The following is a 24,569-nucleotide window of genomic DNA, read 5'->3' as shown; positions in this document are numbered from 1 at the left end:
AAAATCAAGGGACTGCGGCCAAATCGCGCAGGAAACGGGCCGCGTTCGCGACATAGTGGTCCGCCGACCGCCGCAGGCCGGCGATCTGCTCGGGCGTCAGTTCACGCACCACCCGCACCGGCGAGCCCAGCAGCAGCACACCATCCGGATACACCTTGCCTTCCGGCACCAGGCTGCCCGCGCCGACCAGACTGTCACGTCCGATCACCGCCCGGTTCAGCACAATCGCCCCGATTCCGACCAACGAATTGTCGCCGACGGTACAGCCGTGCAACACAACCTTGTGACCGACCGTGACACCCTCCCCCACGGTCAGCGGCGACCCGGGATCCGAATGCAGCACGCTGCCGTCCTGGATATTGCTCCGCGCCCCGATGATCATAGGTTCATTATCGGCACGAAGTATCGAATGAAACCATATGCTTGCATCTTCGCCCAGACGCACGTCGCCCATCACTTCCGCCGATGGCGCGATCCAGTACCGGCCACTTTCTGGCAAGACGGGCGCCACATCCCCCAGCCGATAAACCGTCATGTCGGGTCTCCCTATTTCGTTTATTACGCGAGTGCGAGATGAACCACACAGCTTTTTTAAGAAGTCAGTAAGACAATTGCGAGAATCTGATACCGTCAGGTCGAGGGAATCACATTCCTCACTGTCCGGCACCGTATTAAGGTTCAGACCTTAGAGGTAAAAGTGGCAATAAGGGTTGCGTACATACCAATTGCTGTCTCCCCACCGCCCCTTGCCGGCGACGGCGGCTCTTCTATAAGCCGTCAATTCTCCTCCCCAATCGTATCCGAAGGCGAGCCTCTATGGGCCTCGCCTTTTTTCATGCCCGATGCGGCGGCACACCGCACGGCCATTTGTAGGAGCCAACCATGACCAAGCGATCTGCAAAGCGTTTTCTCCGTGAAGGAACCCTGGATGCCGAGCAATATGCCTCGGACACCAAGGTGCGCCGCTTGAGCATACATAATGGCGGCGCCTCATCGTCGTGGTCGCCCATGAGCGGCCCGGCCAACGAAGACCGCTCCCAGTCCTACGTAAAAACCATCAAGCCCAAGTCCGAAGGCCAGGCCGCCCTTCTGGCCTCCATGGACGAAAAGAACCTGGTCATGGCGCTGGGGCCCGCGGGCACCGGCAAGACGTATCTCGCCATCGCGAAGGCCGTCGAAGCCCTGGAAGCCGGCAAGGTCGGCCGCATCGTCCTGTCACGCCCGGCGGTCGAAGCCGGCGAGTCGATCGGCTTCCTGCCCGGCGACATGGAAGACAAGCTGGCGCCTTACCTGCGCCCCCTCTACGACGCCCTTACCGACCGGCTCAGCATGAAGCGCGTCAAGGCGCTGATGCAGGAAGGCCTGATCGAAATCGCCCCGGTCGGCTATATGCGCGGCCGCACCCTCAACAACGCCTTTGTCGTCATCGACGAAGCCCAAAACTGCACTTACGTGCAGCTCAAGATGCTGCTGACCCGGCTGGGCTGGAACTCGACCATGGTGGTCACCGGCGACCCGGCCCAGTCCGACCTGATGCACGGCCTGTCCGGTCTGGCCGATGTCGCCGACAAGTTCGAGAATGTCGAAACCATCGCCGTCGTCCGCCTGAAGGACAAGGACATTGTCCGTCACCCGCTGGTCGCCCAGATGCTTGGCGTTTTGTAGGCGCATAATCGCCTGGCAAGGAAAGGCCCGGAGCACATGCTCCGGGCCTTTTGTTTTGGCGGCGGCAAAAGAAAAAGCGGCGAGGTCACCCTCGCCGCCGATATCTTCAGTCTCCGCAGGCTTAGAACGTCTTGGAGACGTGCAGGTAGAACTCGCGGCCCAGATAGCCCTGAGTATACTGGCTGCCCCATGCGTAGATGCCCTGACGGCCCGGAGAACCGGCATTGTCGCCGACGCTGAGGATCGGAGCGTATTCGTCGAACAGGTTGATGACACCGCCGGTAACGGTCCAGTCCTTGGCGCGGTAACGAACGGTCAGGTCGTGCGTCGTCCAGTCCTTGGTGTAGTTGATATTGTAAGCTGTCGGTGCATAGCTGAAGGCAACGACGCCGTCTTCATCACGGTAGCCCTGGTTGCTCGACTCACCCACGAAATTCAGGGTGTAAGCAAAGGTCCAGTCCTTGTAATCGAAACGGGACTGGATATCGCCCACCCACTGCGGGTCGGCGACCGTGCCGTTATAGTCGATCTCGACGTCGCCCGGGAACAGTTGTGTCGTCGATTGATCCGTGAAGCTGGCGTCCAGGTCGATCGACAGCTTGCCGAGGTTGAATTCCTTTTCGTAGCTGGCGGTAAAGTCGACACCGCTGGTCAGTTCGCTCGGAATGTTACGATAGCTGGCGTCGACCACCCGGATGCTGTGGGTTGCATCACGTTCGAACAGGTCGCAGAAACCATTGTTCGGGAAGGTTTCCTGACCATAGCAGGCACCGACGACGCCTGGACCGGTGCTGAGGATCTGGTTCTCGACCTTGATACGCCAGTAGTCGATCGCCAGCTTGAAGCCGGTGTTCGGCGGCGTGAAGGCCAGACCGAAGGTCGTGGCTTCCGACTCTTCCGGGTCCAGATCCTGGCTGCCGGAATAGACAATCAGGGCCGAAGAACCGGCACCGGCATAGTCACCCGGAATGCCGTCGGCGGCACAGTTGTCGCGAATGGTCTGGCTCTTGACCGGCTGGCCACCTTCGCCGGTACCACCCCAGTTGATGCAGGGGTCGACCGAACGCTGGCCCAGGAAGGCCGTCTGTTCGTTGAGGAACATTTCGTACAAGGCCGGCGCACGGAACGACGTGCCGTGCGTTCCGCGCAGGCGGAAGGTATTGTTGATGGCCCAGTTCAGGCCAACCTTGTAGGTGGCGGCACTGCCGACACTGTCATAGTTCGAGAAACGGCCCGACACGTTCAGTTCCAGATCCTCGAAGAAGGGCTTGCCTTCGATGAGAGGGGCATCCAGTTCGAAGAAGGCCTCGGAGAGGGTGTCCTGGCCTTCGGTGATGCCGGCGCTGGCCGAGCCCCACGCATTGGCCGCACGCGAATATTCACCCGGCACGTCCTTGATCTCGTCGCGGCGGAAGCTGACGCCGAAGGCAGCGCCCACAGGACCGGCCGGCAGGTTGAACAGGTCGCCCGTCAGGGTGGCTTCGGCGATGGTCTGGGTGTAGTCGGTCTGGCCGGTTTCCGTCTTGAAGAAGTAATCCCACTCCGGTTGGGTCAGTTCCCCATTGTTCAGCGCCGCCGGTGTCAGCAGGTTCAAGGGCAAGCACCCCGCCGGAGCGCCCGGCGGACAGACGCCGATGAATTCGAAGGTGTCTTCGTTCAGGCCGGTACCGTAGAACAAGGTGTCTTTTGGCACGACGTCGCCGGTGTACTTCCCGTCGTTGACCGCATGCGAAATATAGGCATCCCAAGCCCACTTGCCCCACTCGCCGCGAGCGCCGAATACGCCGCGGAAGACACTGATATCCTGCGCGTCGTCGGACTTGGTAAGGAAGTACGGGTAAACGTACGAGCCGCCTGTCAACTGCCCCCATGGCGTCTCAGCGCCAAATGGGTTTTGCGGGGATTGCGGATCATAGTAGGGGAAGATGTAGCGCACGCCATACTGCTCGGACTCACGGCGATTATACATCAGTTCGGTGTAGAGCTCGGCGCCGTTTGCCCAGTCGGGACGATATTCGCCCTGGGCAAACAGCGTCACGCGCTTGACGGGAGAAATGACGCTGACGCGGTCTTCGATAGCCGGGTCCATATCCCGCGCGGCGAAGGGTACCGGACCGAACCAGCCGGGATTCGGTACACCGTAGATGGTGGTTGAAGCACCAGCCTGCGGACGGCGGAAGTAGGTGTCGTCGATGATGATACCGCCAACCGTCGAGCCCCAGCACTTATAGCCGCTCTCGCCCGGACGGGTGGTGACCAGGTCGGCACGGCTGCCGTCCGCGTTGAAGATATAGTCTTCCGGACAATCCAGGCCCGGACGGTCGCCCTGCAGCAGGGCCTTGCGTTCATAATAGCTGCCCGACACCAGGATGTGGCCCTTGTCGAGCGACTTGCCCCAGATGGCGGAAGCATTATAGCTCTCGCCGCCGCCCGCTTCGCTGAAACGGGTCGTGCCTTGCAGTTCCAGGCCTTCGAAGTTCTTGCGCGTGATGACGTTGACGACGCCGGCAACAGCATCCGAACCGTAAATCGAAGACGCGCCGTCCTTCAGGATTTCATAGCGGTTGACCAGGGCATCCGGAATGGTGTTCAGGTCAACGGCGGCAACCGTACCGGAAACACCGGCCGGCGGCATGCGGCGACCGTTCAGCAGGACCAGGGTCCGCTGAGCGCCGAGACCACGCAGCGACAGGGTGTTGATACCACCGCCACCATCCAGCACGTAGCCGGTAAAGGTTGAATTGACCTGGCCGGAACCATTGGCGACCGAGGTCGTTTGCAGAATTTCCGTAGCACTGATCAGACCGGCGGCCGACGACTTCTCGGCCGTGACAACCGTCACCGGCGAAGCCGAGGTGTATTCCTTGCCCTTGATGCGCGAACCGGTGATGACGACTTCGGTCGATTCTTCGGCAGGTGCAGCAGCAGGATCAGCGGGTGGGGTGTCTTGCGCCAGGGCCGGGAGACCGAACGTCAGCGAGGTCAGCACCGTGCCGGCCAGCAGCCAGCGGCGCTTGAGAAGAGGGGATTTGAACATGACATACTCCGGGGGTGAGTCAAATATGTTGAAACTGACACTAATCAGACACAGCTTTGACGCAATACGAAATTGTTGCAATTGCACCCGTCACAAAGCATACGTGATGAATTTGTCGCAGTAATCGATGAAAGCGGTTAAATCAGCGTGAATATTCCGTCGAACATTACGCAAATTTAATAATAAAGAGATTGGTTTCACAATTATCGAGTCTCCGTTGCAACTATGTGATCAGAGTTGGAATCAGCTGATCAAGCCGCATTTTGGACTTTTCAGGTAGTCTTCGATTAGTTTCAGGCTTTCATCGTGCCATGCCGTGGTCCAGGGAAGTTGGTGCCACATACCCTTGATTTCGTGATATTCAACGTCCTTGCCCGCCCCTTTCATCGCGGCATAGAACATGCGCGAATGCTCGGTATCGGCCTGACGATCATGATCGCCATGATATAGCATGATGGGAATATTGGCCTTGGCGATGTTTTTCATCGGATCCATGCCATCAACGGTATGCCCCTGAATCTCACGAGCCAGGTGATTGTCGCCCCACAGGTTGCCCAGGCGCTGCAGGCTGGCGACGCCGGCGCCGGCAATGGCGCATCTATAGGGGCTGTTGGGCCGCACCGAAGCCGCAATGGCGGCGAAACCGCCATAAGAATAGCCCATGATCGCCATGCGTCTTGTGTCGGCGATGCCGCGCGACGCCATGTAGGCAGCGGCGTCGTCATTGTCATCCGACATCTTCTGCCCCCACTCCTTGTCCCCCGCCAGCCACAGTTTCTGGCCCCACCCCTGGGAGCCCCGATATTGCGGCTGGATGACGGCAATGCCACGGGTCGCGAAGAACTGCGTCCAGCCGCTGCCGTCCCAGGTCATGACGTCACGCGCCCACGGCCCGCCATGCGGCAGCACGATCAATGGCACAGGTCCCTGGTCCGGCGTCCAGCCGGGCGGCAGGGTAACGATTGCCGGAATATCCAGGCCGTCACGCGCCTTGTAGGTAACAAACTCGGCCTTGCCCAAGGTTGCTGGATCAATCCACGGACGCTCCCCCCCCAAGGCTTGGAGCTTGGCATCCTTGTACAGAAAATATTGCGGAACAAAGTCGGCGCCGTGAACGGTCACCAGCGCCGTTTCGCGCGAATGACTGTTGATCTGAAGACTGACATACCGGCCGGGGAAGGCCGCCTCGATCGACTTCTGGACGGCAGGCCATTTGTCGTCAGTCCGGATCGCCATGGGAACGGGGCCGCCAACCACAACACCTTCGACCGTCGTCGTCTGTTCGGCACGGTGATACCGGAAAATGACATTGGGCAGGTCGTATTTGGCGTTGGCGAACAATGGCTCCTGCGAAAACGCCTTTGCGGCGATATCATAGCTGTAGATCGCTGCCTTGTCGGTGCTGATGTTTGAGGACACAATCAGCTTGGTCGGGTCGGTGTCGTAGCCGAGGATCGTTGCATCGCGCCGTTCCTTGACCTTGTAGCTGAGAGGCTCGTGATAAATCCACTGGCCCGCGGCATCCTTGATGTAAACCTGGTACCAGAACTCCCCCCCAACCGTGTCGACCTTAGCCTTGATCATCGGTTCGCCGGTCTTCAGGTCGACACCGGCCGCCAGGAAGTTGAACTCTTCGCTGCCCAAGGCTACCGTCCGTGTCTTGCCGGTCCTGGTATCGAGTTCGAAAATCTTCTGGACGTATGAGGTCGGGTCGACCGTCTCCATCAGCACCTTGTTTTCATCATACAGGTGGTTGTTGAAGACATCTGGTGAGAAACCGCGTTCGGCCGCGTCCTGAAGATCCTTATTCAGCGTGCCCGTAACGCGGAAAGGCTCTTCGATCTTCTTCCCTTCAAGATCCGTCGAATACAGCTTGTCTACGAAGGCCGGCTTGCCATCGTAGCCGGTAATCGGCTGACGCATGACAAAGAATATCTTGTCGGAGGTGAAAAAACCCACCTGTTGGATGCGACTGGTCTTGGACGGGATCCAGATCGGCCGCTTGCTCAGGTCTTCCGCGTCCCAGATCGATATTACTGGCCACTTTTCACCTTCGACCGCGACAAGCCCGACGATATGCTTGCCGTCAGGTGACAGGCTTACATCTGTCAGGGCTTCGTAGCGGGAGATATCCTGGATCGCCAGCGGCTTGGCCGGGGGAGAATAGGCGGCCCAGGCCTGCGCCGCGGTCCCGGCCAGGAGCGCCGCGACGGCGACGGATTTGACGAAGGCTTTAAGCGAGCGCGCCATGGACATACTCCGTGTCTCAATTTCGTCGCATCTGAAACGCCTTCCCCGAGGGGCGTCAAGCCGCCCGCTCGATCACAACTGCTTTGTTACACATTTGTAATTCAGGGCCATCCCAATTAGCCCAAACCGGCACGGAAAACGTAAAGGCAAGAGAAAACGACGTAACAGCGTCCGATGGGACGCCGAGAAGCGAAGCTTCTGAGTGCAAAACCCAAAAACCAATTCGGCTCCGCCGAATTGGTGCGGCCGGCCGGGGTCGAACCGGCATAGGATTGCTCCTGACGGATTTTAAGTCCGTTGCGTCTACCAATTTCGCCACGGCCGCAGCAGGTTCCGGCAGAACGGGACAGGCGTTCTGCCGCAATTGTCGCCCGCCGTCAAAGCCTTATTACGGCTTCGGCGCGACGCCCTTGAACTTCACCTCGGTCGAGGCGATCAACCAGAGCGTCGCCGCCCAGGCCGCCACATTCTGATCGACCTTGGCCGGATCGATCCGGTCCAGCACGTCGTCCGGCGTGTGGTGGGTGTCGAAATAGTCCATGCCGTTCTGCTGCAGGTCCATCACCGGCACGCCGGCGCTGAACAGCGGCGATGTGTCCGGACCGCCACCGGTCGAAACCGCGCCGTCGACATAGATGCCCAGCGGATACAGCACATTGCCGACCTGTTTCGTAAACTCGGGCGAGTCGCTTGCGGGCAGGCTCAGGGCATAGACGACATCGGCGCCGAAGTCCGACTCCGCCGCGATGATGTGGTTGGGGAACTCCGCCTTGTAGGCCGCGGCGTAGGCGTTGGCGCCGCTTAAACCCTTATCGCCAGGCTGCGAGACCTCTTCCGAGCCCCAGAAGACTACGCGAATCGTGCGGTCGGGCCGGACTTTCGAATCGAGGATCGTCTTTGCGGCCGCCATGGTGATGGCCACCCCTGCCCCGTCGTCGATGGCGCCTGTGCCCAGATCCCAGCTGTCGAGGTGGCCGCCGATGGTGATGATCTCCTGCGGCCGCTTGGCGCCAGTGATTTCGGCGATGACATTCTGTGACTGGCCGGTGCCGAGGAATTTCGGCGTCGACAGCATCTTCAGCCGGATCGGGCCGGCCTGACCTTCCTTTTGCAGCTTCAGGATACGTTCCAGTTGTTCCGCGTCAGGGGGGGAAATCGCCATGGCCGGCACGCCGTCGGCGCCCAGGAAGCGCGTTCCGCCCGTATGCGGGAAGCGGTGATCATGCGTGCCCAGCGAGCGCATGACATAGCCGACGGCGCCGCGCTGGCGGGCGATTTCCGGTCCCTGGCGTCGGATCGAGCCCGAATTGGCGCCGTAGCCGACCCCGGTCTGGGTGGCGACCGTCGGCTGCAGAATCACGACGATCTTGCCCTTCAGGTCGACGGTGGAGGCGCTGAACTGCTGATAGGTTTCGAACAGCACGGCCTCGGCCTCGACACCGCCCGGCGGCGTCGTGCCCGAACCGCCCAGCGCCGTGGCGACCAGATTCTGCGGGAAGGGACCGACGATTTCCAGCTTCTCCTCGCCGCGTTGCCAGATCTCCAGCGGGAAGGTCTCGACACGGACATTGTCGAAGCCCATGGCTTTCAGTTGTTCGACCGACCAATCAGCGGCGGCCTTTTCCGAAGCCGAGCCCGCCGGCCGGGCGCCGAAACGCGTGGTCAATGCCGCCACGAACTCATAGGCGTTGTTGTCCTTCAGTGCGGCGTCGCGCAAAACCACCGCCTGGTCGGCCGGCGCCAGGGCGACCGGCGCCGCTACGGCCGTGGCCTTCTTCGGCTTGGCGTAGACGGCCGGTGCTGTGGCAACGGCCATACCGGCCGCCAGGACAGCAGCGAAATGGATCGACTTCATTGTGAGGCTCCTAAACTTCTTCGAGCGCGGCCAGCGGCTGGCGGCGTTGCGTCTCGGCGACAATGGGTTCTAGACGGGCGATCAACTCGGTTGTGGCAGCATCCAGGCTGTCCTCGTCCTGGCCACGCACCACCAGATGGGTGCCGAATTCTCCCGGCAACAGACCGTAGGGATAGCTGCCCAACGACAGGCCGGGATAACGGCTGTCGATGTCGCGCAGGACATCGGCCGCCCAGCTTTCACCGACATAGGACAGCTTTATGGTGCGCGACAGCACCTTGCGGCCGGTCTGCAGCCGCGGCGCGACATCCTCCAGCATGGCCGTCATGATCTTGGGCACCCCGGCCATGACGAAGACATTGCCGAGTTGGAAGCCCGGCGCCGCCGATACGGGGTTCTGGATCAACTCGGCGCCGTGCGGGATGCGCGCCATGCGGCGGCTGTTCTCGTTCAGCTCCCAGCCCATCTTGGCCGCCCGGTCGACTAGCAACCTCAAAGCCGCCGGATGTTCGCTGATCTGGACACCGAAGGCCTTTGCCATGCAGTCGGCGGTGATGTCGTCATGGGTCGGCCCGATCCCGCCGGTGGAGAAGACATAGTCGTAGGCATCGCGGATGGCATTGACGGCGGAGACGATCTGCGACTCATCGTCATGGATCATCCGCACCTCCATCAGGTCGATGCCCAGTGCCGTCAGGAATTTGGCGATTGTATTGACATTGGTGTCGATGGTACGGCCGGACAGGATCTCATCGCCGATAATCAGGATGGCGGCTGTGGGATTGGCGCTCATGGCAGGGACTTCCGGTGGATCATCTGATAGGCTTTCAGAACCTTATCAAAGGCCGATTGCAGGCGCGATACAAGCGATTCTTCGCCGATATCGAACTGGATACAGGTGAAACGGTTACAGCACATTGTCCGAACCCGGGCAAGATGCTGGGCCTGCTGGAACCCGGAACCGAGGCCCTGGTCACCCATATCGGCGATCCGAAGAAGACATTACAGTACCGGCTGGAGGCGCTGAAGGAACGCGGTTGCTGGGTCGGGGTCAATACGCAATGGCCCAACCGGCTGATCGCGAAAGCCATCGACGCGGACCTCATTCCGGAGCTGACTGGCTACACTTCTATAAAACCGGAAGTAAAATACGGTCGCAATTCGCGCATCGATTTGCTGGCGACCGGCCACCCTGCCCGACCGGACGCCTATATCGAAATCAAGAACGTCCACCTGTCGCGCACGCCCGGCCACGCCGAGTTTCCCGACTGCGTGACCGAACGCGGCGCCAAGCATCTGCTGGAACTGATCGACATGGTCCACGAAGGTTACCGCGCGGTGGTCGTCTTCTGCGTCCAGCGCCACGACGTCACGACCTTCGACATAGCCCGCGACTGTGATCCCGGCTTCGGCAGGGCCTACGACCTGGCCCGCGCCGCCGGCGTCGAGTTCATGTCCATTTCGTGGGAATTTTCACCGCGAGGCCTGCGTTTCCACCAGGCCCTTAAGGTCCTTTAAGACGCCTTGGCGCACCAGGCATCGCGCACACCCAACTGACCGCACAAGGCGGCTGCCTGGGCCTGGGTCGTCACCGGACCTACCTTCAGCCGGACCATGGATTTGCCGGCAGCGGTGGTCACCGACTGGTAGGTCGGGCTGTAGCGCTCAACGCCGGGATATTTCGCCTGCAAGGTCAGCCAGGCATCCTTCGCCGCCGCCATCGAGCCGAACGATCCGACCTGGACCGAACGGCCGGCCGAAGTTTCCTGCCGCAATACCGGCGCCGGCGCTTCGGCCACCACAGGAGTCGTTTCCACCACCGGCGCGGGGCCATCCGCCGGCTGGTTGTTGGGCAGGTCCAGCGGATCCACGACCGCAATCTCCAGCTTCTGCTGACCCTGGTCCTTTACGGTCTTGTCGACGCTAAAGGCCAGATCCCGTGCTGTGCCGACAGCGAGGTCGATATCCTTGCGGTTCAGCTTTTTCGGATCCGCCGCCGGTTCACCCTTGCCGGCATCGACGTCGGCCGCCTTGATCCTGGCGAAGCTCTCGCTGAGATTGACATTGTCACACGCCGTCAGGCCACCCAGGGCGGTCAGTGCAGCGCACAAAAATACGACTTTACGGAGGGGGGCTGTCTGGGTCATAAGCCGACTATGCCCAAGGCCGTCTAAAATACGGTTAGGAGCTATGGTTAATACCGGACGTGCGCCATGCCCGATACAGCTTTCCCCCTCACCCGCGTCACGACCGTGGCCAGCCTGCAATCCGCCGTCGCCGGCTTCCGCGAGGACGGCGCCAGGATCGCCTTCGTGCCGACCATGGGCGCACTGCATGAAGGCCACCTGGCCCTGGTCCGCCATGCCAAAACCCGCGCCGACAAGGTGGTGGTGTCGATCTTCGTCAATCCGCTGCAATTTGCCCCGACCGAGGACTTGGACCGCTATCCGCGCAACGAAGCTGGCGATATCGCCCTGCTGCAAAGCGTCGGCTGCGACCTGGTCTACCTGCCGACCGTGGACGTGCTGTACCCGCAGGGTTTCGTCAGCCGTATCGAGATGAAGGGCCCGGCCCTGGGCCTGGAGACCGATTTCCGGCCGCAGTTCTTTTCCGGCGTCGCCACGGTGGTCATGAAGCTGTTCAACCAGGTCCGGCCCGACCTGGCGGTGTTCGGCGAAAAGGATTTCCAGCAGTTGGCGGTCGTCCGCGCCATGGTCCGCGACTTCGACCTGGGCATCGACATCGTTGGCTATCCGACCATGCGCGAGGCCGACGGCCTGGCGCTGTCGTCGCGCAATGCCTACCTGTCGCCGGAGCAACGCGCCGCGGCGCCGAAGCTGCACGCCGCTCTGGAGGCTATCCGGTCCGTCGTGCTGGCCGGTGGTGACGCCGAAGTGGCCATCGCCACAGCGAAAGCGGACCTGACGGCGGCTGGATTCGGCCAGATCGACTATATTGCCCTGCGCGATGCCGAAACCCTGGGCGAGGTCCGCGCCGGAAAGCCTCGCCGACTGCTGGCAGCTCTATGGCTGGGCAAGACGCGTCTGATCGACAACATCGCGGTCTAACAGGCGATCGCGCCGACATGTCCGGCGTCGGCATAGCCCAGGATCAACCGGTCACGCGTCATCACCATCATCCCCTGTTGCCGCGCGGTGGCGATGATGATGCGGTCGGCCGGATCGTTCGGCGGCGTGCCGGGCAGGCTGGACGAGGCTATCAAAATCTCGGGCGTCAGATCGGCCAGCTCAACCAGGTCCTGTGACGTCAGGGCGTTGAACCAGGTTAACGGTGTGACCGCCAGCGGCAGGCGTCCGCGCGCCACCAGCAGCCCGACCTCCCAGGCTGTGAACGGCGAGACATAGATGGCTTGACGCATGTCGCTGGCCTGATCGATCGCGTCAACGGCGGTGGCAGACAGGGCTTCATCCGCCATAAGCCAGATGGCGGCGCAGGTATCCAGCAAGATCGGCCTAGTCATGGACCGCCTTACCCCAGTCCGGGTCAGCCGGCAGGGTCAGGTCAAGATCCGGCGGAATGGTCATCATCCCTTTCAGCGCCCCAAATAGGGGACTGCGCCTGGGCGCACTGGATGTCACGGCTGCGGCCTGGCGTATGCGTTTAAACATCAGTCTCTCCGCGGGAATATCCACCGCAGCCGTCTCGAAACCGGCATCCAGCCAGGCCTGCGTCATGACATTGTTCGTGGGATTGTTGCTCCACCACGCCCGTTGTTTGCGCGAACTGGGCGGCAGATTGAAGCCCAGCACGGTTTCTATTTCCGAAAAACCCATGGCGATTTGCTCGTCATCGGATTGCTTCAGATAATCTTCCAAAGGATCATACTTGGACATGGCGCAACTCCCACGCCACAAATTAACACAAAAATACACAAATAAACACTGTTTATCTTACCACACCCCGGCCTCTTTCAGCGCGCGGGCCAGTTCCGGCGTCATCCCGACCTCATCCCCCACCGGCAGGTCCTTGGGGGCATCCGCCGGCTTGAGGTAGCGCCAGCCCTGGAACGGCCGCCGTGGCTGGGCTTCGGTGAGGATGTTCTTCGACTTCAGGCCGACCAGCCAATGATCGTCGGCCTCGACATAGTCGAACGAAACGATCTCGCGCCGGCACAGGATCACGCCCTTGACCACCCAATACAGCGAACCGCCGTTGATCAGCTCCTCCCACCGCGTCGGGCGGTGGCGGGTATGGATATAGGACACCTCGGCAAAACCGCGTTCCTGTTCCCAGCGCAAAATATCTTCGAGGCTGTCGGCGCCGACCGCCAGCTTCATAATGTGAATGTCACTCATCACGCCCGTATGGAAAACCTGGTAAACAGACCTTAAGTTCTTAGGCGCAATCCTGTAGCAAAATAAAGACGGAAACGCGTATCAGGTGTCCAGGCGTATGGCGAAAGACGACAACCATCCACGGCCCTCGCTGCAGCAGGCGCTGGAGAGCCTTTTCGGCACGGTCCAGGGCGAAAGCGCCAGCCTGATCTCCCTGCCTGGAGGATCGCGGCTGTTCAGCACGGGCGACGAGTCCGACCACATCTATCTGCTGCGCTCCGGCCGGCTCGGCGTCTTCCGCCACGACGAAGACCATGACGAACTCAGCCTGATCGGCATCATCAAACCGGGTGAACCGGTCGGCGAAATGTCGCTTCTGGCGGGCACCGCCCATGGCTTCACCGTCATGGCCCTGCGTGATTCCGACCTTCTGGCCATGCCGCGCGAAGCCTTCCTCACCTTCGTCGATTCACGCCCGGATCTGCTGCTGGCCCTGTCGCGCAAGGTCATCGAGCGGGTCCGCCGCGACATTCCGGCGGTGACGCCAAATGTCTTTGCCTTCTACGCCATCTGCGATCAGCCGATCCTTCCCATGGTCGAACGGGTCGCCACCCAGATCCGCGCCCTGGGCTACCGGGTCGCCGTGCTCGACAAGACCTTCCACGGCACCTCGCCCGACGCCTTTTCCAATATCGAAACCGAAAACGACTATGTCCTGCACGTGGCCGAACGCCACGAAAGCCACTGGCGGCTGCTCAGCTCGCGCCAGGTCGACCACGTCTTCCTGATGGCCGACGCCCGCGAACGCCCCGACGCTATCGAGGTCGAGGGCGAACGCTCACTGCTGCACCGCGCCCCCGACCTGGTGCTGATGTATCCGTCCGACCAGGCCAAGGCCCACCATGCCCATGGCCGCACCCGCGCCTGGCTGGATCAGGTCCGGCCGACGCGCTGGTTCCACATCTATCACGACGACATCCACGATCTGGGCCGGCTGGCGCGGATCATCGCCGGCCACAGCGTCGGCATCGTCTTTTCCGGCGGCGGCGCCCGCGCCTTTTCTCAGATCGGCGCCATCCAGGCTCTGCGCGAAGCCCATATCCCGATCGATTTCGTCTGCGGCTCATCCATGGGCGCCATCCTGGCGGCAACCCTGGCCATGCAATGGGACGATGCCGAGATCGAACGGCGCATCCGCGACGCCTTCGTCGATTCGTCACCGCTGGACGACATCACCTTCCCCTTCCTGGCCATGACCGGCGGCCGCAAGGTGGACGAACGGCTGGAGAAACATTTCGCAGACATCCAGATCGAGGACATGCCCCTGCCCTATTTCTGCCTGTCGTCCAACCTGACCACTGGCACGCTGAAGGTTCACAAGACGGGCCTGCTGCGTCAGGCCCTGCGCGCCTCGATTTCCCTGCCCGGCGTCATGCCGCCGGTGATCGAGGACGGCGAGGTTCTGGTCGATGGCGCCGTGATGCGCTCGTTCCCGGCGACCATGATGCGCAACACCCACCTGGGGACGGTGATCGGCGTCGACGTAACACGGGCACGCGGCGTCGACCCAAAGGCGTTGAGCGTACCGAAAAACCTGGCCGGATGGTTCGCCCGCGGCGACTGGCGGCGCGGTCCGCCGATCGTGTCGGTCATGATGCGCTCGGCGACGATTACCACGGCCGCCGACCTGGCCCAGTCGCGCGCCGCGACCGACCTGCTGATCATTCCGGAACCGGCCGGCGTCGAGATCCGCGACTGGAAGGCCTATGACCTGGCGGTGGAAAACGGCTACCAGACGACGGTGGCGACGCTGGCCCAGCTGGATTCGCCGGTCACGACCCTGCGCAAGAAGGGGGTGAGCGTGCATCCCAACATCCCGGCCTTCACGCCGGATGACAGCTATGTCGAGATGGCGTCACAACCGCCGCAGAAACAGGGCACGCGCTTCGGCCTGTTCGGATGATCAATCCTTAAGGCCGCCCAGGCGCTTCATGATCAGCCACACCGAGACCGACACGAAGAAGATACCCAGGGCCGCAGCAATGATCGACAGGTTGCGGAAATCACCCGCCATGCCGGCGCGCACTACGGTCGGATCCTGATACTTGAACCAGGCGGCCGCCCCGACGCCCAGGCAACCCAGGCCGAGCACGGAAATGAAGATCCATTTCATCGTGCGCATCAGCATCTTGCCGAAGGTCGCGGTTTCCTCGTGCATGTCTTCGGCGGAAAGGGCGATACGGTCGCCATCCATCGTCCAGGCACCGCTGTCGTCATCGAACGCCGGGTTGGCGCTCAGCAGGCTGCCCTGGGTTTCCGGCTGGACCACTTCCGGTCCGCGATAGCCGTCCGGCAGCGGCCGTTGAAGTTGCTCGCGCCAGTGGGCTGATTGCGCCGGCCTGGCCGGCTCCGGCTTAAAAGCCTCAGGTGCAGGCATAGCCGACAGATCGACGGCACGCGGACGCGGAACCTCCACGACCTCGGGCGTCGCCTTCACAGGCTCTGCCTGAACGGGCTCGGGTTTCGTGATCGGCCGGGCATAAGGATTCAGCGCGGTGATCACCGGCGCCGGCATGGCCGACGGCGACACCACCGGCTTGAACGGTGCAAAGCCCTGGATTTCGGACTCTTCCTCGATCTCTTCAGGCTCCGGCGCCGGCTCACGGCGGCTGGACAATTCGATCGGGGCCGACGACGCCTGTTGCGGCGCAATCAGGCTGTGGTTGGTGAATTCTTCCGCCACAGGGGCCGGTGCGGGTTGCGGGGCCACGACCGGAGCTGGAGCCGGTGCCGGACGCGGGCCGGGTGCCGGCGCGGCCAGGGGACGTCCCAGGGCGCCGCCGCCATAGGGCGAATACAGGCGCATCAGGGCCGCGGCGGCTTCGGCCTTGCGGATCTTTTCGGCTTCTTGGTCACTGGGCGGCACGGGGGCAGCCGCAGCCGCCTTCTCGCGTTCGGCCTGTTCACGGGCTTCGCGTTCACGGGCTTCGCGCTCTCTGGCCTCACGCTCCCTGGCTTCACGTTCACGCGCTTCGCGCTCAGAGCGCTCCTGCTCGACGCGGGCGGCTTCGGACGCCAGACGGTCGCGTTCCAGCCGTTCCTGTTCCAGACGGGCAGCCTCGGCAGCTGCCGCAGCGCCACGTTCAAACTCCAGACGTTCCTGTTCGCGGCGCAGGGTCTCGGCCGCGATCATACGGTCGCGTTCCTGGCGCTCTTCCTCGAGACGAAGTTGCTCCAGGCGTGCGGCCTCGGCCGCAACCAGGTTTTCTTGTTCAAGACGGGTCTGCTCAAGACGGGCCTGCTCAAGACGAGCTTGTTCGAGACGGGCAGCCTCGGCCGCGACAGCGGCGCGCTCGGCCTCCTGACGCTCCTGCTCCTGACGGGCAGCCTCAAGACGCTGCTGCTCCAGGATACGGGCCTCTTCGGCAGCACGCGCAGCCGCCAGGGCGGCCGCCTGACGCTGGATTTCCTGCTGCGCTTCGTCACGCAGGCGCTGTTCTTCCTGGGCCCGGGCAATGGCGGCAGCAACGGCCGGACTCATCTGCGGTTCAGTCTCTTCACCAGCAAAGGGTGCCAGCGGCGCGTCTTCGACGACCGGTGTCTCACGCATGGCGCTGGCAGCGACCAGACCTTCCGGCAGGGCTTCGACGATGCGTTCTACAGGTTGGGCGACGGGTTGGGACGCCACGGGCGTATGGCCGAAGGTCGCCGGCGCCGGCCGGGCGTAGGGCGACAGCATTTCCGGCGGCAGGGCCGATGCCGGCGTGGTCGACGGCTCGGTTGTCTGCTGGACGCCAACGGGGAAGGTCGACAGGATACCGCCGCGATCAGGCGAATTCAGTTCCGACGGCTGGTGGACGGGCGTACCGCCCGCGTCCTCGACGGGACGGACCAGCAGGGTCGGCGCATTGCCGGAGGTTTCGTCCGGCGTCAGGAAGAGGTTCTTTTCGGCCGCGCGGCGGCGGATCAGCGGCGCCAGGACATAGGTCTGGCCGTTGAATTCAGCCGAACGCCAGGCGTCCATGGCCAGAGCGGCCTCGGTCATGCGGCCTTCGTTGATCCGCTTCAGCACGGTCGACTGAGCGAAATTCTCGACGCCGATATTGAAGCAGAACGACACCAGGGCGTCGAACTGGTTCTGGTTCAGGGGTACCAGGACCAGGTTGTTGAGGGCATCGACGATCGGCAGCAGGTCGAAGCGCAGGAGGGCATCGGCGTCTTCCTGTGTGACCCTTGCCCCCTCCCGGGCGGAAAAGGTATGTCCATAACCCAGAGTCCAGCGGCCATCCGGCAACCGGGCAGCGGTCGACCGCAACCCTTCGAAACTCTTGATCAGCTCGACCCCGGCGCGGGAGACCTTTTGACGCGCTCTCATCCCAATTGACCCTAACCTAGCCTGCGGCGGGTGAAACTAACCCACCTCTGACCCAAAACAAGACGTTTTGCGCCTCTTACGCCCCGTCGTAGCAAACCACAGACCGTTTAACACTGACAAGTGTCTTCTCGTTATTTTACAGGAGTATGACCGCGGCAAGGCCAAGAAAACTGAAGAAACCGACGGTATCTGTCACCATGGTCACAAAAATCGGCGAAGCGACAGCCGGGTCGCGCCCCATTTTCGACAAGCCCAGCGGCATCAGCGTGCCGGCCAGAGCGGCCGCGGTAAAATTGATGACGACAGCGCCCCACATGACGCCCCCCATGGCCAGCGCCCCGTTCCAGTCCTTCTGAATCTGGGTGTTCCACATTAAAAGCGTGGCGATGATCGACAGGACGAAGCCCAGGGTCGCCCCATTGATCCACGCCACCCGGACCTCACGCCACAGGGTGCGCCAGGCGTTGGCGACCGTCAGTTCGCGCGCCGCCAGGGCGCGGACATTGACGGTCAGGGCCTGGGTGCCGGAATTGCCGCCGATCGAGGCGACGATCGGCATCAGCGTGGCCAGGATGACCAGCTTCAGGATCTGCTCCTGAAAGGCGGCGATGACCCAGGTCGAACAGAAGGCGGTCAGCATGTTGACCGCCAGCCACGGCAGGCGCGACTTCAGCATATCGGCGGTCGAGGCGTCGCGGCCCTCGTCGTCGGACACGCCGCCCAGGGCCAGCATGTCTTCGCGGTGTTCTTCCTGGATGATGTTGACGATGTCGTCGACCGTGATCTGGCCCACCAGGCGGCCCGAGGTATCGACCACCGGCGCCGAAATCAGGTGGTACTTCTCGAAAATATAGGCGACCTCTTCCTGGTCCTGGTTGACGGCGATCTCGGTGATCGGCTCCATCAGCGCGGCCAGGGTGACCTCGCGCTTGGACCGCATCAGCACCGATACCGGAATGGCGCCGATCGGCTTGTGCGACGGGTCGATGACATAGATGTCGAAGAACAGCTCCGGCAGGTCGTCGCCGGCTTCGCGCATATGGTCCAGGGTGTGGCCGACATTCCAGAAGCTGGGCGCCGCCATGACCTCGCGCTGCATCAGGCGGCCGGCGGTTTCCTCCTCGTAGGCGAGCGCCGTGGCCATGGCCTCGCGCTCGGCCTGCGGCATGGCGGCCAGGACGGCCTTCTGCTGGTCCTCCTCCAGGTCCTCGAAGACGGCGGCCGCGTCATCCGAATCGAGCTCCTGCAGCACCTCGGCCAGGTCCGCCGTGTGCAGGGTGTCGATGACTTCGTCGCGGATGTCGTCATCCAGCTCCGGCAGAACCTCGGCCAGGGCGTCGGCGGGGATCCACGGGATGACCTCCTCGCGGTAGTCTTCCGACAGGAACCCCAGCAGGTCGGCGATGTCGGCCGGGTGAAGGGCATCCAGCAGTTCGCGCAGGCGCATGCCGTCGCCGCGGTCGGCGGCGTCGATAACCAGGCTGATATATTGCGGATTAAGGGCGTAGTCGTCCTTGAGCGCGAAGTCTTCGATGTCTTCGGGGGTGGTCAGGATGGCGTCGGGCGCCGTCATGACGTCATCGGGGGAAAGCTTTGGGGCTTCGGGCTTCTGCGGGGTATCCGATGTCTGGCTCATGGCCCAGTCCCCCTTTTCAGTGCGCGATAGCGTATCCCGTTATAATGAAGATTTTCCGGATTGGTGCGGTCGAGAAGACTCGAACTTCCACATCTTGCGATACAGCGACCTCAACGCTGCGCGTCTACCAATTCCGCCACGACCGCACACCATCCGGAGAGGCGGGCAGATAGCAACAGTTTGCGGCTTTGTGAAGTCTTTAATTGAACCCGTTGCGGAATTTCCTCCAAGCTGCATGCAGCTTGGCGAGGGCACCGAAAAAGTTCTTTGGCCGCCGCCGCTTATGCGAGGAGCCATGGGGGGCGCCTAGTCCGGCGTTTGAGCTCTATTAAGACCCAATCGCCATGAAGTCGTAGACGTTCGCGGCCTTGGTGACGACGATCGAGATTTTTTCTTCGAAAATCTGGATTTCGCCGCGCGCCACCGGGTGATTGTTGGCCAGGATCCACACCTCGTCGTGCTCGCGCGCGTCCAGCGGAATCACGGCGCCGCGGCCCATGCGCAGCAACTGCTGCATCGGCAGGACCGAACGGCCCAGAAGCACCGAGATTTCGACGGGAACCGATCCCACCTGAGATGTCGTCACGCGACCCCTACCCTTACCTTAAACCGGCTGAGGACCTACATTAGGGCCTTGCCTCTTAAAACTTTATAACTCAGAGACTGTTTTGAAAATTTGTACGGCTGAGCCGAAAAGGGCTGGTTTCGAGAACCGGAGCGGAGCGTACTCAAGTACGTGAGCACCGGAAGCGCAGAAAACGGACCTTTGCAGGCCAGCTGGACACATTTGCAAACAGTCTCTCAATGAGGTTTCATGCTTGATGACAGGTTAATGAAACACGGTTTCCACAGCCAAATCGACGGGCCAGCCCCACAGTGGGTGGTTGCCCCCTCGCCTGTCGACTATCCGGACGCCGTCGCCTTCATGGAAGCCCGTGTCGCCGCCATCCAGGCCGGGGAAGCGCCCGAGATGGTGTGGCTGGTCGAACATCCGCCGCTCTACACCGCCGGCGTATCGGCCAAACCCGACGACCTGATCGCGCCCGGTGCCTTTCCGGTCTATCCGACCGGTCGTGGCGGCCAATATACCTATCACGGCCCGGGCCAGCGCGTGGCCTATGTCATGCTGGACCTGAACCGCCGGCAGAAAGATGTCCGCCGCTTCGTCCAAGCCCTGGAGCAATGGATCATCGACACCCTGTGGCAGTTCAATGTCGAAGGCCATATCCGCGACGGCCGGGTTGGTGTCTGGGTGGAGCGCAAGGATAAGGGTTATCCCCTGACCGAGGATAAGATCGCGGCGCTGGGTATCAAACTGAGACGCTGGGTCAGCTTCCACGGCATCAGCCTGAACGTCGAACCCGACCTGTCGCATTTCGGCGGCATCGTGCCGTGCGGCATCCGCGAGCACGGCGTCACCAGCCTGCTGGACCTGGGCCTTCCGGTGACGATGGACGAGGTCGACTACGCCCTGAAAACCAGCTTCGAAAAGCTGTTCGGCCCCGTTGACGCCGCTTAGACCGCGTTTCGATCCGGAAGAATCGAATCGGCGCTCTAAGTTTCTGTTTTAACGCGCATCTTAATCCGAAAAGTGCGTCACACTTTTCGGGATGCGCTCTAAATCGCGGCTTTTGTCCGGAACAGGGTCTTGCCGTAGCGGTTGTCACCGCGTTCCCCCGGCATGATGCACAGGTCGACGGCTGCCCACAGCACCACCAGTCCGGCCAGGAAATCGAAAAAACCGTAGGGCGCCGGCCAGACCATGACCACCGCCAGCAGAATCACCGCCGCCCACCAGCCGGAGCGGCCGCGGTCATGCAACCGCTTGGCCAGCACGCAGGTCCCCATGAAGACCACGGCGGAATAGACGACGATCCCGGCGACGAACTCGATCGGGCCATGAAAGGCGGACTGATAGACCGCAACGCCGACCAGCAGCAGGGCCGCGGCGACGGTGAACGGCACCTGCCCGATACGCCCGGTGGCGGAGAAGAACAGTTCGGCCCAGTCGGTCTTGGGGTTCATGAGAGACTCCGTTGGTCGCCGCTTCTTATAACAAACAGGAGGGGACGACCACCAGAATACTACATCGAAAGGCGAGTCTTATTAATGGACTTGAAGATGCCTGCCATGGTGGCGTTCAGCTGATTGGCGTTGGTCAGGTCATAGAAGTATTCCGGCGCGCTGGCGCACTTGCGCAGCATGTTGGAATTGCCCTCGATGATCTTGACCGTATAGACGGTGATGCCGCGCGCCTTGGCGTCAGCGCAGGCCAGGGCCGTGCGCTTGTCGATCTCGCTGGCGCTCCAGCTCCAGAAGTTCTTGGTGTTGTCGCCGTCCGTGACCACGATCATGAACTTGCGCGCCTTGCCGCTGCCAAACTCGGTGGCGCCGGTAAACGGTTGGTTCGGCGACAGGACTTCCATGCCCCACTGCACACCCATGGTGATGTTGGTGTAGCCGCCGGGCTGCAGGGTCTGGATGAAGCTGCGCGACGCAGCGATATTGTCGCTCAGTCCCTGGACGGGACGCAGGCTGCTTTCATCGCAATTGCCGAGCGGATAAAGGGTCACGGCCTTGCCTTTCTGAGCCGCAACGGCCGAAACGTCCGAGGGCTGGGCGCGGTCAACAGCGCAACTACCGAAGCCCGTCGACAAGCCCTGGCTCGCCATGGTGGTCACGGTGGCATTGCTGAGCCGGACCTGGGTGTTGAACGGCACGACGGCGATCTTGCTGCCCGATACGTTCTTGCCATTCTCCAGCAGGCCGGCCATGGCGCTGTCGACGGACGACTTCAGGTTCGGCATCTTGCTGGCCTCGGCCATGGAGCCGGTGGTATCCAGCACGAAGGCAATTTCGAACACATCCAGCGAGGTCTTGGCCTGGGACACGACGGTGACCGGGTAGCTGTCCTTGCCGAAGAAGGCGCCGAAGTAGGAGGTGACCGTGGCGTGAACCGTATAGGTCTGGCTGATGACGTTGTCGCTGACCTCACGCTTAAGGTCGCCGTTGATGTCATAAACGCCGGCGCGGGCGAAGTTATCGGCAAAGGCCTTGTCGGCGGCGGCGCCACGGGACTCGTCCGAGGCCGACTTCAGCGCCATGGCGCGCAGCACCGCGGAATCGGCGGCGTCCTGAAGCTTGCGGCGGGCGGAATCGACCCGGGAAAAGTCGATCGCGGCCCCGACGAAGCCGAAAATGACAAAGACGCTGAGGGCGAAAATCATGATGACGTTTCCGCCTTGGTCACGACAGCCCTCGCCCAGGCGGCGAAGGAAGCCTGCGAAAACATGTGTAGGGCGTGCCAGGATCGTCACGGTGATGAACCTCGGATGCAAAAGGGGCCTGTGTCCGAAAGCGGGACACTCCATCCTGGGGTTGCAAGCCGCGTACCGAAAATTAGGAACTTGTTAACCACACGCTTCAAAGGCGCAAAAAAACGCCCCCTTGCGGGGGCGTCAGGTCGGCAGTTTCGGTGAGTCTTCGCCGGAGGAACTTTGAAATTACTCCAGGCTGCAATATCGCAGCCTGGCAAGGGCCCGATAACCGCTCTGGGGCCCGCCGCCGCTGATGCGGCGAGCCTCGCGGCGTCTGAGCGACTACTGAGTCAGGCGGACCTTGCGGATCGACTTCATGATCTTGGCCATGGTGGCCGGAAGCTGATCAGCCGTGCTCAGGTTGTAGTAGTAGGCCGGTTGCGAGGCGCAGGCCTGCAGCGTGCTCGAGTCGCCCTGCTCCAGCCGGACCGTGAAGACGGTGATCTTCAGGTTCTTGGCATTGGTGCAGGCCAGGGCCAGGCGGGCGTTGATCTGGGCGTTGTTGGTGGTCCACCGGTTCTGGGTGTTGATCCCGTCGGTCAGGACGATCATGTACTTCTGGGCGGACCCGTCGGTGAAGCTGCCGCCTTCGGTAAAGGGCGCGGTCGGCGACAGGACCTCCATGCCCCACTGCACGCCGATGGTGACATTGGTATTGCCGGCGGGGGTCATCTTGGCGGCGTAGATCCGGGCCGCGGCGATGTCCAGGGTCAGGGGCATGATGGGCAGCAGCGAGTTGGTGGCGCACTTGGCGGCTGGATACAGCGTGCTGGCATTGCTGGACACCGGTGCGTCGGCGGTGACGTCATAGGACTGGGTACGGTCGATGACGCAGCCGGTCCAGGTCGTGGTGCTCACCCCCAGCAGGTCGTCATTGCTGGTGATGGTGGTGTTGTCCTTGATGACCGTGGTCGAGCCCGAGCTGTAGCCGCCGGCCGAAGGCGTGCTGTAGGTCACCGCACCATAGTAGCGGGTGTAGTTGTTGGGTTCGTTGTAATAGCCGTTATAGGTGTAGTCGTCGCCACCGCTGTTCGTGCTGTTCAGCGTCAGGGTCGAGCCACTGACCTTGTAGACGACCTGACGCCAGGCGATATAGGTGTAGTAGTAGGTGTTGTTGTAGTACCGGTAGGTGTGGCTCGACGTGTAGTAGGACGTCGAGAACACGCCGAAATAGGTGCTGCCGTTCGACGTCCAGCTGCGGGTGTAGTTGCGGTTGTTCGACTGGCAGGTCGCATTGCTTCCGCACATCGACGACACGTTTTCATAGATGACCTGGCACTGCCCCGCGGTATAGTTCGAACAGCTGTAGGTCGGGTTCACCGTCTGGAAGCTGCCGGTATAGTTGGTCATGCCCGCGACATTGCTCAGCGACACCTGGGTGTCGAACGGCACCAGGGCGACCTTGGTCTTGGCGTAGTTCTTGCCTGTCGAATCGAGCATCGAAGCCAGCACGGCATCCAGGCTGGACTTCAGGTAGGTCATCTTGTTGTTCGACGACATCGAGCCGGTATTGTCCAGGACGAAAGCGACCTCGGCCGTACTGGTGCTGACACCCGACTTGGCAACGGCGTCGATATCGACCGTGTCGATCCCGACCAGGCCCAGCAGGTAGGTCGGCACATGGGCGGTGGCCGAATAACTCACGGTCATGACATTATTGCTGGTCGCCGTACTAAGGGTCGCCGTCGCCGTCCCCAGGGTGGGAATGACCTTGGCGTTGCAGAAACTGTTCTGCAGGCCCGTACTTTCCTTGATGTTACCGCAGAACGCCTTCTTGGCCGCCGCTTCACGCGTGGCCTGGGTCGGAGTCGCCGTCGGGTCGATCGTCGCCGATATGGCGCCGGCATCGACCGCGTCCTGAAGCTTGGCCCGCGCCGCCTGGATATTGGCGAAATCCAGCCCGCCCCCGACCGCCGCGACGATCGGGATGACGGAAAACGCGACGACCATGGTTACATTGCCGCGGATGTCCGCGGTAAACTTACGAAAATAACGACTGAGGTTCGTCATGGACGTGCGCCTTGGGGCTAGAAAGACAGGCCTTCTCCGAGAAATTGGTCCGGCAATGAATAAAAAGGTATCATCCGACCTTTAAGAAAATAGAAAAATACGAGGTTAAAAAATTTCAGCCAAATATTA

At 61.9% G+C, this 24,569-nt stretch carries 20 protein-coding genes and 2 tRNA genes; 5 read left to right on the top strand and 17 right to left on the bottom strand.

The window, feature by feature from the left end:
- Positions 1-4: 4 nt before the first annotated feature.
- A complete protein-coding gene (locus ABAC460_RS29455; RefSeq protein WP_023452194.1) occupies positions 5-535 on the bottom strand; it encodes a gamma carbonic anhydrase family protein in 531 nt (176 codons plus the stop codon).
- Positions 536-882: 347 nt separating this feature from the next.
- On the opposite strand from ABAC460_RS29455, the gene ABAC460_RS29450 reads away from it, so the two are divergent.
- On the top strand, positions 883-1,665 hold the full coding sequence (locus ABAC460_RS29450; protein WP_023452193.1) for a PhoH family protein: 783 nt from the start codon (positions 883-885) through the stop codon (positions 1,663-1,665).
- A gap of 121 nt (positions 1,666-1,786) precedes the next feature.
- Here the strand turns inward: ABAC460_RS29450 and ABAC460_RS29445 are convergent, their stop codons facing one another.
- The 5 genes from ABAC460_RS29445 to ABAC460_RS29425 form a co-directional block, all read right to left on the bottom strand.
- The gene (locus ABAC460_RS29445; RefSeq protein ID WP_023452192.1) at positions 1,787-4,702 is read right to left on the bottom strand and encodes a TonB-dependent receptor domain-containing protein; all 2,916 of its coding nucleotides are present in this window, start codon (positions 4,700-4,702) and stop codon (positions 1,787-1,789) included.
- Positions 4,703-4,945: 243 nt separating this feature from the next.
- Complete coding sequence (locus tag ABAC460_RS29440; protein ID WP_023452191.1) at positions 4,946-6,952, bottom strand: alpha/beta hydrolase family protein; 2,007 nt, start codon at positions 6,950-6,952, stop codon at positions 4,946-4,948.
- Between the two features lie 238 nt (positions 6,953-7,190).
- A tRNA-Leu gene (locus ABAC460_RS29435) sits at positions 7,191-7,277 on the bottom strand.
- Between the two features lie 63 nt (positions 7,278-7,340).
- The gene (locus ABAC460_RS29430; RefSeq protein ID WP_023452190.1) at positions 7,341-8,807 is read right to left on the bottom strand and encodes a M20/M25/M40 family metallo-hydrolase; all 1,467 of its coding nucleotides are present in this window, start codon (positions 8,805-8,807) and stop codon (positions 7,341-7,343) included.
- Between the two features lie 10 nt (positions 8,808-8,817).
- The gene (locus ABAC460_RS29425; protein ID WP_023452189.1) at positions 8,818-9,600 is read right to left on the bottom strand and encodes a competence/damage-inducible protein A; all 783 of its coding nucleotides are present in this window, start codon (positions 9,598-9,600) and stop codon (positions 8,818-8,820) included.
- Between the two features lie 23 nt (positions 9,601-9,623).
- Here ABAC460_RS29425 and sfsA point away from each other — a divergent pair, with 23 nt between their 5' ends.
- Positions 9,624-10,325, top strand: coding sequence for a DNA/RNA nuclease SfsA (sfsA, locus tag ABAC460_RS29420; RefSeq protein ID WP_031236418.1), 702 nt, complete (start codon positions 9,624-9,626; stop codon positions 10,323-10,325).
- Here sfsA and ABAC460_RS29415 read toward each other — a convergent pair.
- Entirely contained in the window at positions 10,322-10,918 is a 597-nt protein-coding gene (locus ABAC460_RS29415; RefSeq protein WP_023452186.1) for an SPOR domain-containing protein, read from the bottom strand. The genes sfsA and ABAC460_RS29415 overlap by 4 nt on opposite strands.
- Positions 10,919-11,020: 102 nt before the next feature.
- On the opposite strand from ABAC460_RS29415, the gene panC reads away from it, so the two are divergent.
- Positions 11,021-11,875, top strand: coding sequence for a pantoate--beta-alanine ligase (gene panC / locus ABAC460_RS29410; RefSeq protein WP_023452185.1), 855 nt, complete (start codon positions 11,021-11,023; stop codon positions 11,873-11,875).
- On the opposite strand, the gene ABAC460_RS29405 is transcribed toward panC, so the two are convergent.
- The 3 genes from ABAC460_RS29405 to ABAC460_RS29395 are packed head-to-tail and all read right to left on the bottom strand — an operon-like array spanning position 11,872 to position 13,123.
- Positions 11,872-12,288, bottom strand: a complete 417-nt coding sequence (locus ABAC460_RS29405) for a type II toxin-antitoxin system VapC family toxin (RefSeq protein WP_031236417.1) — start codon at positions 12,286-12,288, stop codon at positions 11,872-11,874. The two genes, panC and ABAC460_RS29405, sit on opposite strands and share 4 nt — an antisense overlap.
- Positions 12,281-12,661 (bottom strand): DUF7662 domain-containing protein, encoded by a 381-nt coding sequence (locus ABAC460_RS50345; protein ID WP_023452183.1) that lies wholly within the window; start codon positions 12,659-12,661, stop codon positions 12,281-12,283. The genes ABAC460_RS29405 and ABAC460_RS50345 overlap by 8 nt, the downstream gene beginning before the upstream one ends.
- Before the next feature lie 57 nt (positions 12,662-12,718).
- Entirely contained in the window at positions 12,719-13,123 is a 405-nt protein-coding gene (locus tag ABAC460_RS29395) for a DUF1489 family protein (protein WP_023452182.1), read from the bottom strand.
- A 97-nt stretch (positions 13,124-13,220) separates the two neighbouring features.
- Here ABAC460_RS29395 and ABAC460_RS29390 point away from each other — a divergent pair, with 97 nt between their 5' ends.
- Positions 13,221-15,065 carry a patatin-like phospholipase family protein gene (locus ABAC460_RS29390; RefSeq protein ID WP_023452181.1) on the top strand — a complete coding sequence of 615 codons (1,845 nt, stop codon included), beginning with the start codon at positions 13,221-13,223 and terminating at the stop codon, positions 15,063-15,065.
- Here ABAC460_RS29390 and ABAC460_RS48100 read toward each other — a convergent pair whose 3' ends face one another.
- The 4 genes from ABAC460_RS48100 to ABAC460_RS29365 form a co-directional block, all read right to left on the bottom strand.
- Entirely contained in the window at positions 15,066-17,477 is a 2,412-nt protein-coding gene (locus ABAC460_RS48100) for a glycoside hydrolase family protein (RefSeq protein ID WP_023452180.1), read from the bottom strand.
- Between the two features lie 136 nt (positions 17,478-17,613).
- A complete protein-coding gene (gene mgtE, locus ABAC460_RS29375) occupies positions 17,614-19,050 on the bottom strand; it encodes a magnesium transporter (RefSeq protein ID WP_031236414.1) in 1,437 nt (478 codons plus the stop codon).
- A gap of 124 nt (positions 19,051-19,174) precedes the next feature.
- Positions 19,175-19,259: transfer RNA gene (locus ABAC460_RS29370), tRNA-Leu, on the bottom strand.
- A 182-nt stretch (positions 19,260-19,441) separates the two neighbouring features.
- The gene (locus ABAC460_RS29365) at positions 19,442-19,699 is read right to left on the bottom strand and encodes a FliM/FliN family flagellar motor switch protein (RefSeq protein WP_031236413.1); all 258 of its coding nucleotides are present in this window, start codon (positions 19,697-19,699) and stop codon (positions 19,442-19,444) included.
- A gap of 246 nt (positions 19,700-19,945) precedes the next feature.
- Between ABAC460_RS29365 and lipB the strand changes: the two genes are divergently transcribed.
- Positions 19,946-20,632 carry a lipoyl(octanoyl) transferase LipB gene (lipB, locus tag ABAC460_RS29360; protein WP_023452177.1) on the top strand — a complete coding sequence of 229 codons (687 nt, stop codon included), beginning with the start codon at positions 19,946-19,948 and terminating at the stop codon, positions 20,630-20,632.
- Positions 20,633-20,730: 98 nt separating this feature from the next.
- On the opposite strand, the gene ABAC460_RS29355 is transcribed toward lipB, so the two are convergent.
- The 3 genes from ABAC460_RS29355 to ABAC460_RS29345 all read right to left on the bottom strand — a co-directional run bounded on the left by ABAC460_RS29355 (position 20,731) and on the right by ABAC460_RS29345 (position 24,440).
- Positions 20,731-21,138, bottom strand: a complete 408-nt coding sequence (locus tag ABAC460_RS29355) for a DUF805 domain-containing protein (RefSeq protein WP_023452176.1) — start codon at positions 21,136-21,138, stop codon at positions 20,731-20,733.
- Positions 21,139-21,197: 59 nt separating this feature from the next.
- Positions 21,198-22,340 carry a vWA domain-containing protein gene (locus tag ABAC460_RS29350; RefSeq protein WP_023452175.1) on the bottom strand — a complete coding sequence of 381 codons (1,143 nt, stop codon included), beginning with the start codon at positions 22,338-22,340 and terminating at the stop codon, positions 21,198-21,200.
- 372 nt (positions 22,341-22,712) lie between these two features.
- Complete coding sequence (locus tag ABAC460_RS29345) at positions 22,713-24,440, bottom strand: TadE/TadG family type IV pilus assembly protein (protein ID WP_023452174.1); 1,728 nt, start codon at positions 24,438-24,440, stop codon at positions 22,713-22,715.
- Positions 24,441-24,569 lie beyond the last annotated feature (129 nt).

This window comes from Asticcacaulis sp. AC460 (assembly GCF_000495795.1).
GTDB lineage: Bacteria > Pseudomonadota > Alphaproteobacteria > Caulobacterales > Caulobacteraceae > Asticcacaulis.
Note: the sequence above shows the minus strand (reverse complement) of the source record. Positions and strands in the feature narration are given on the sequence as shown.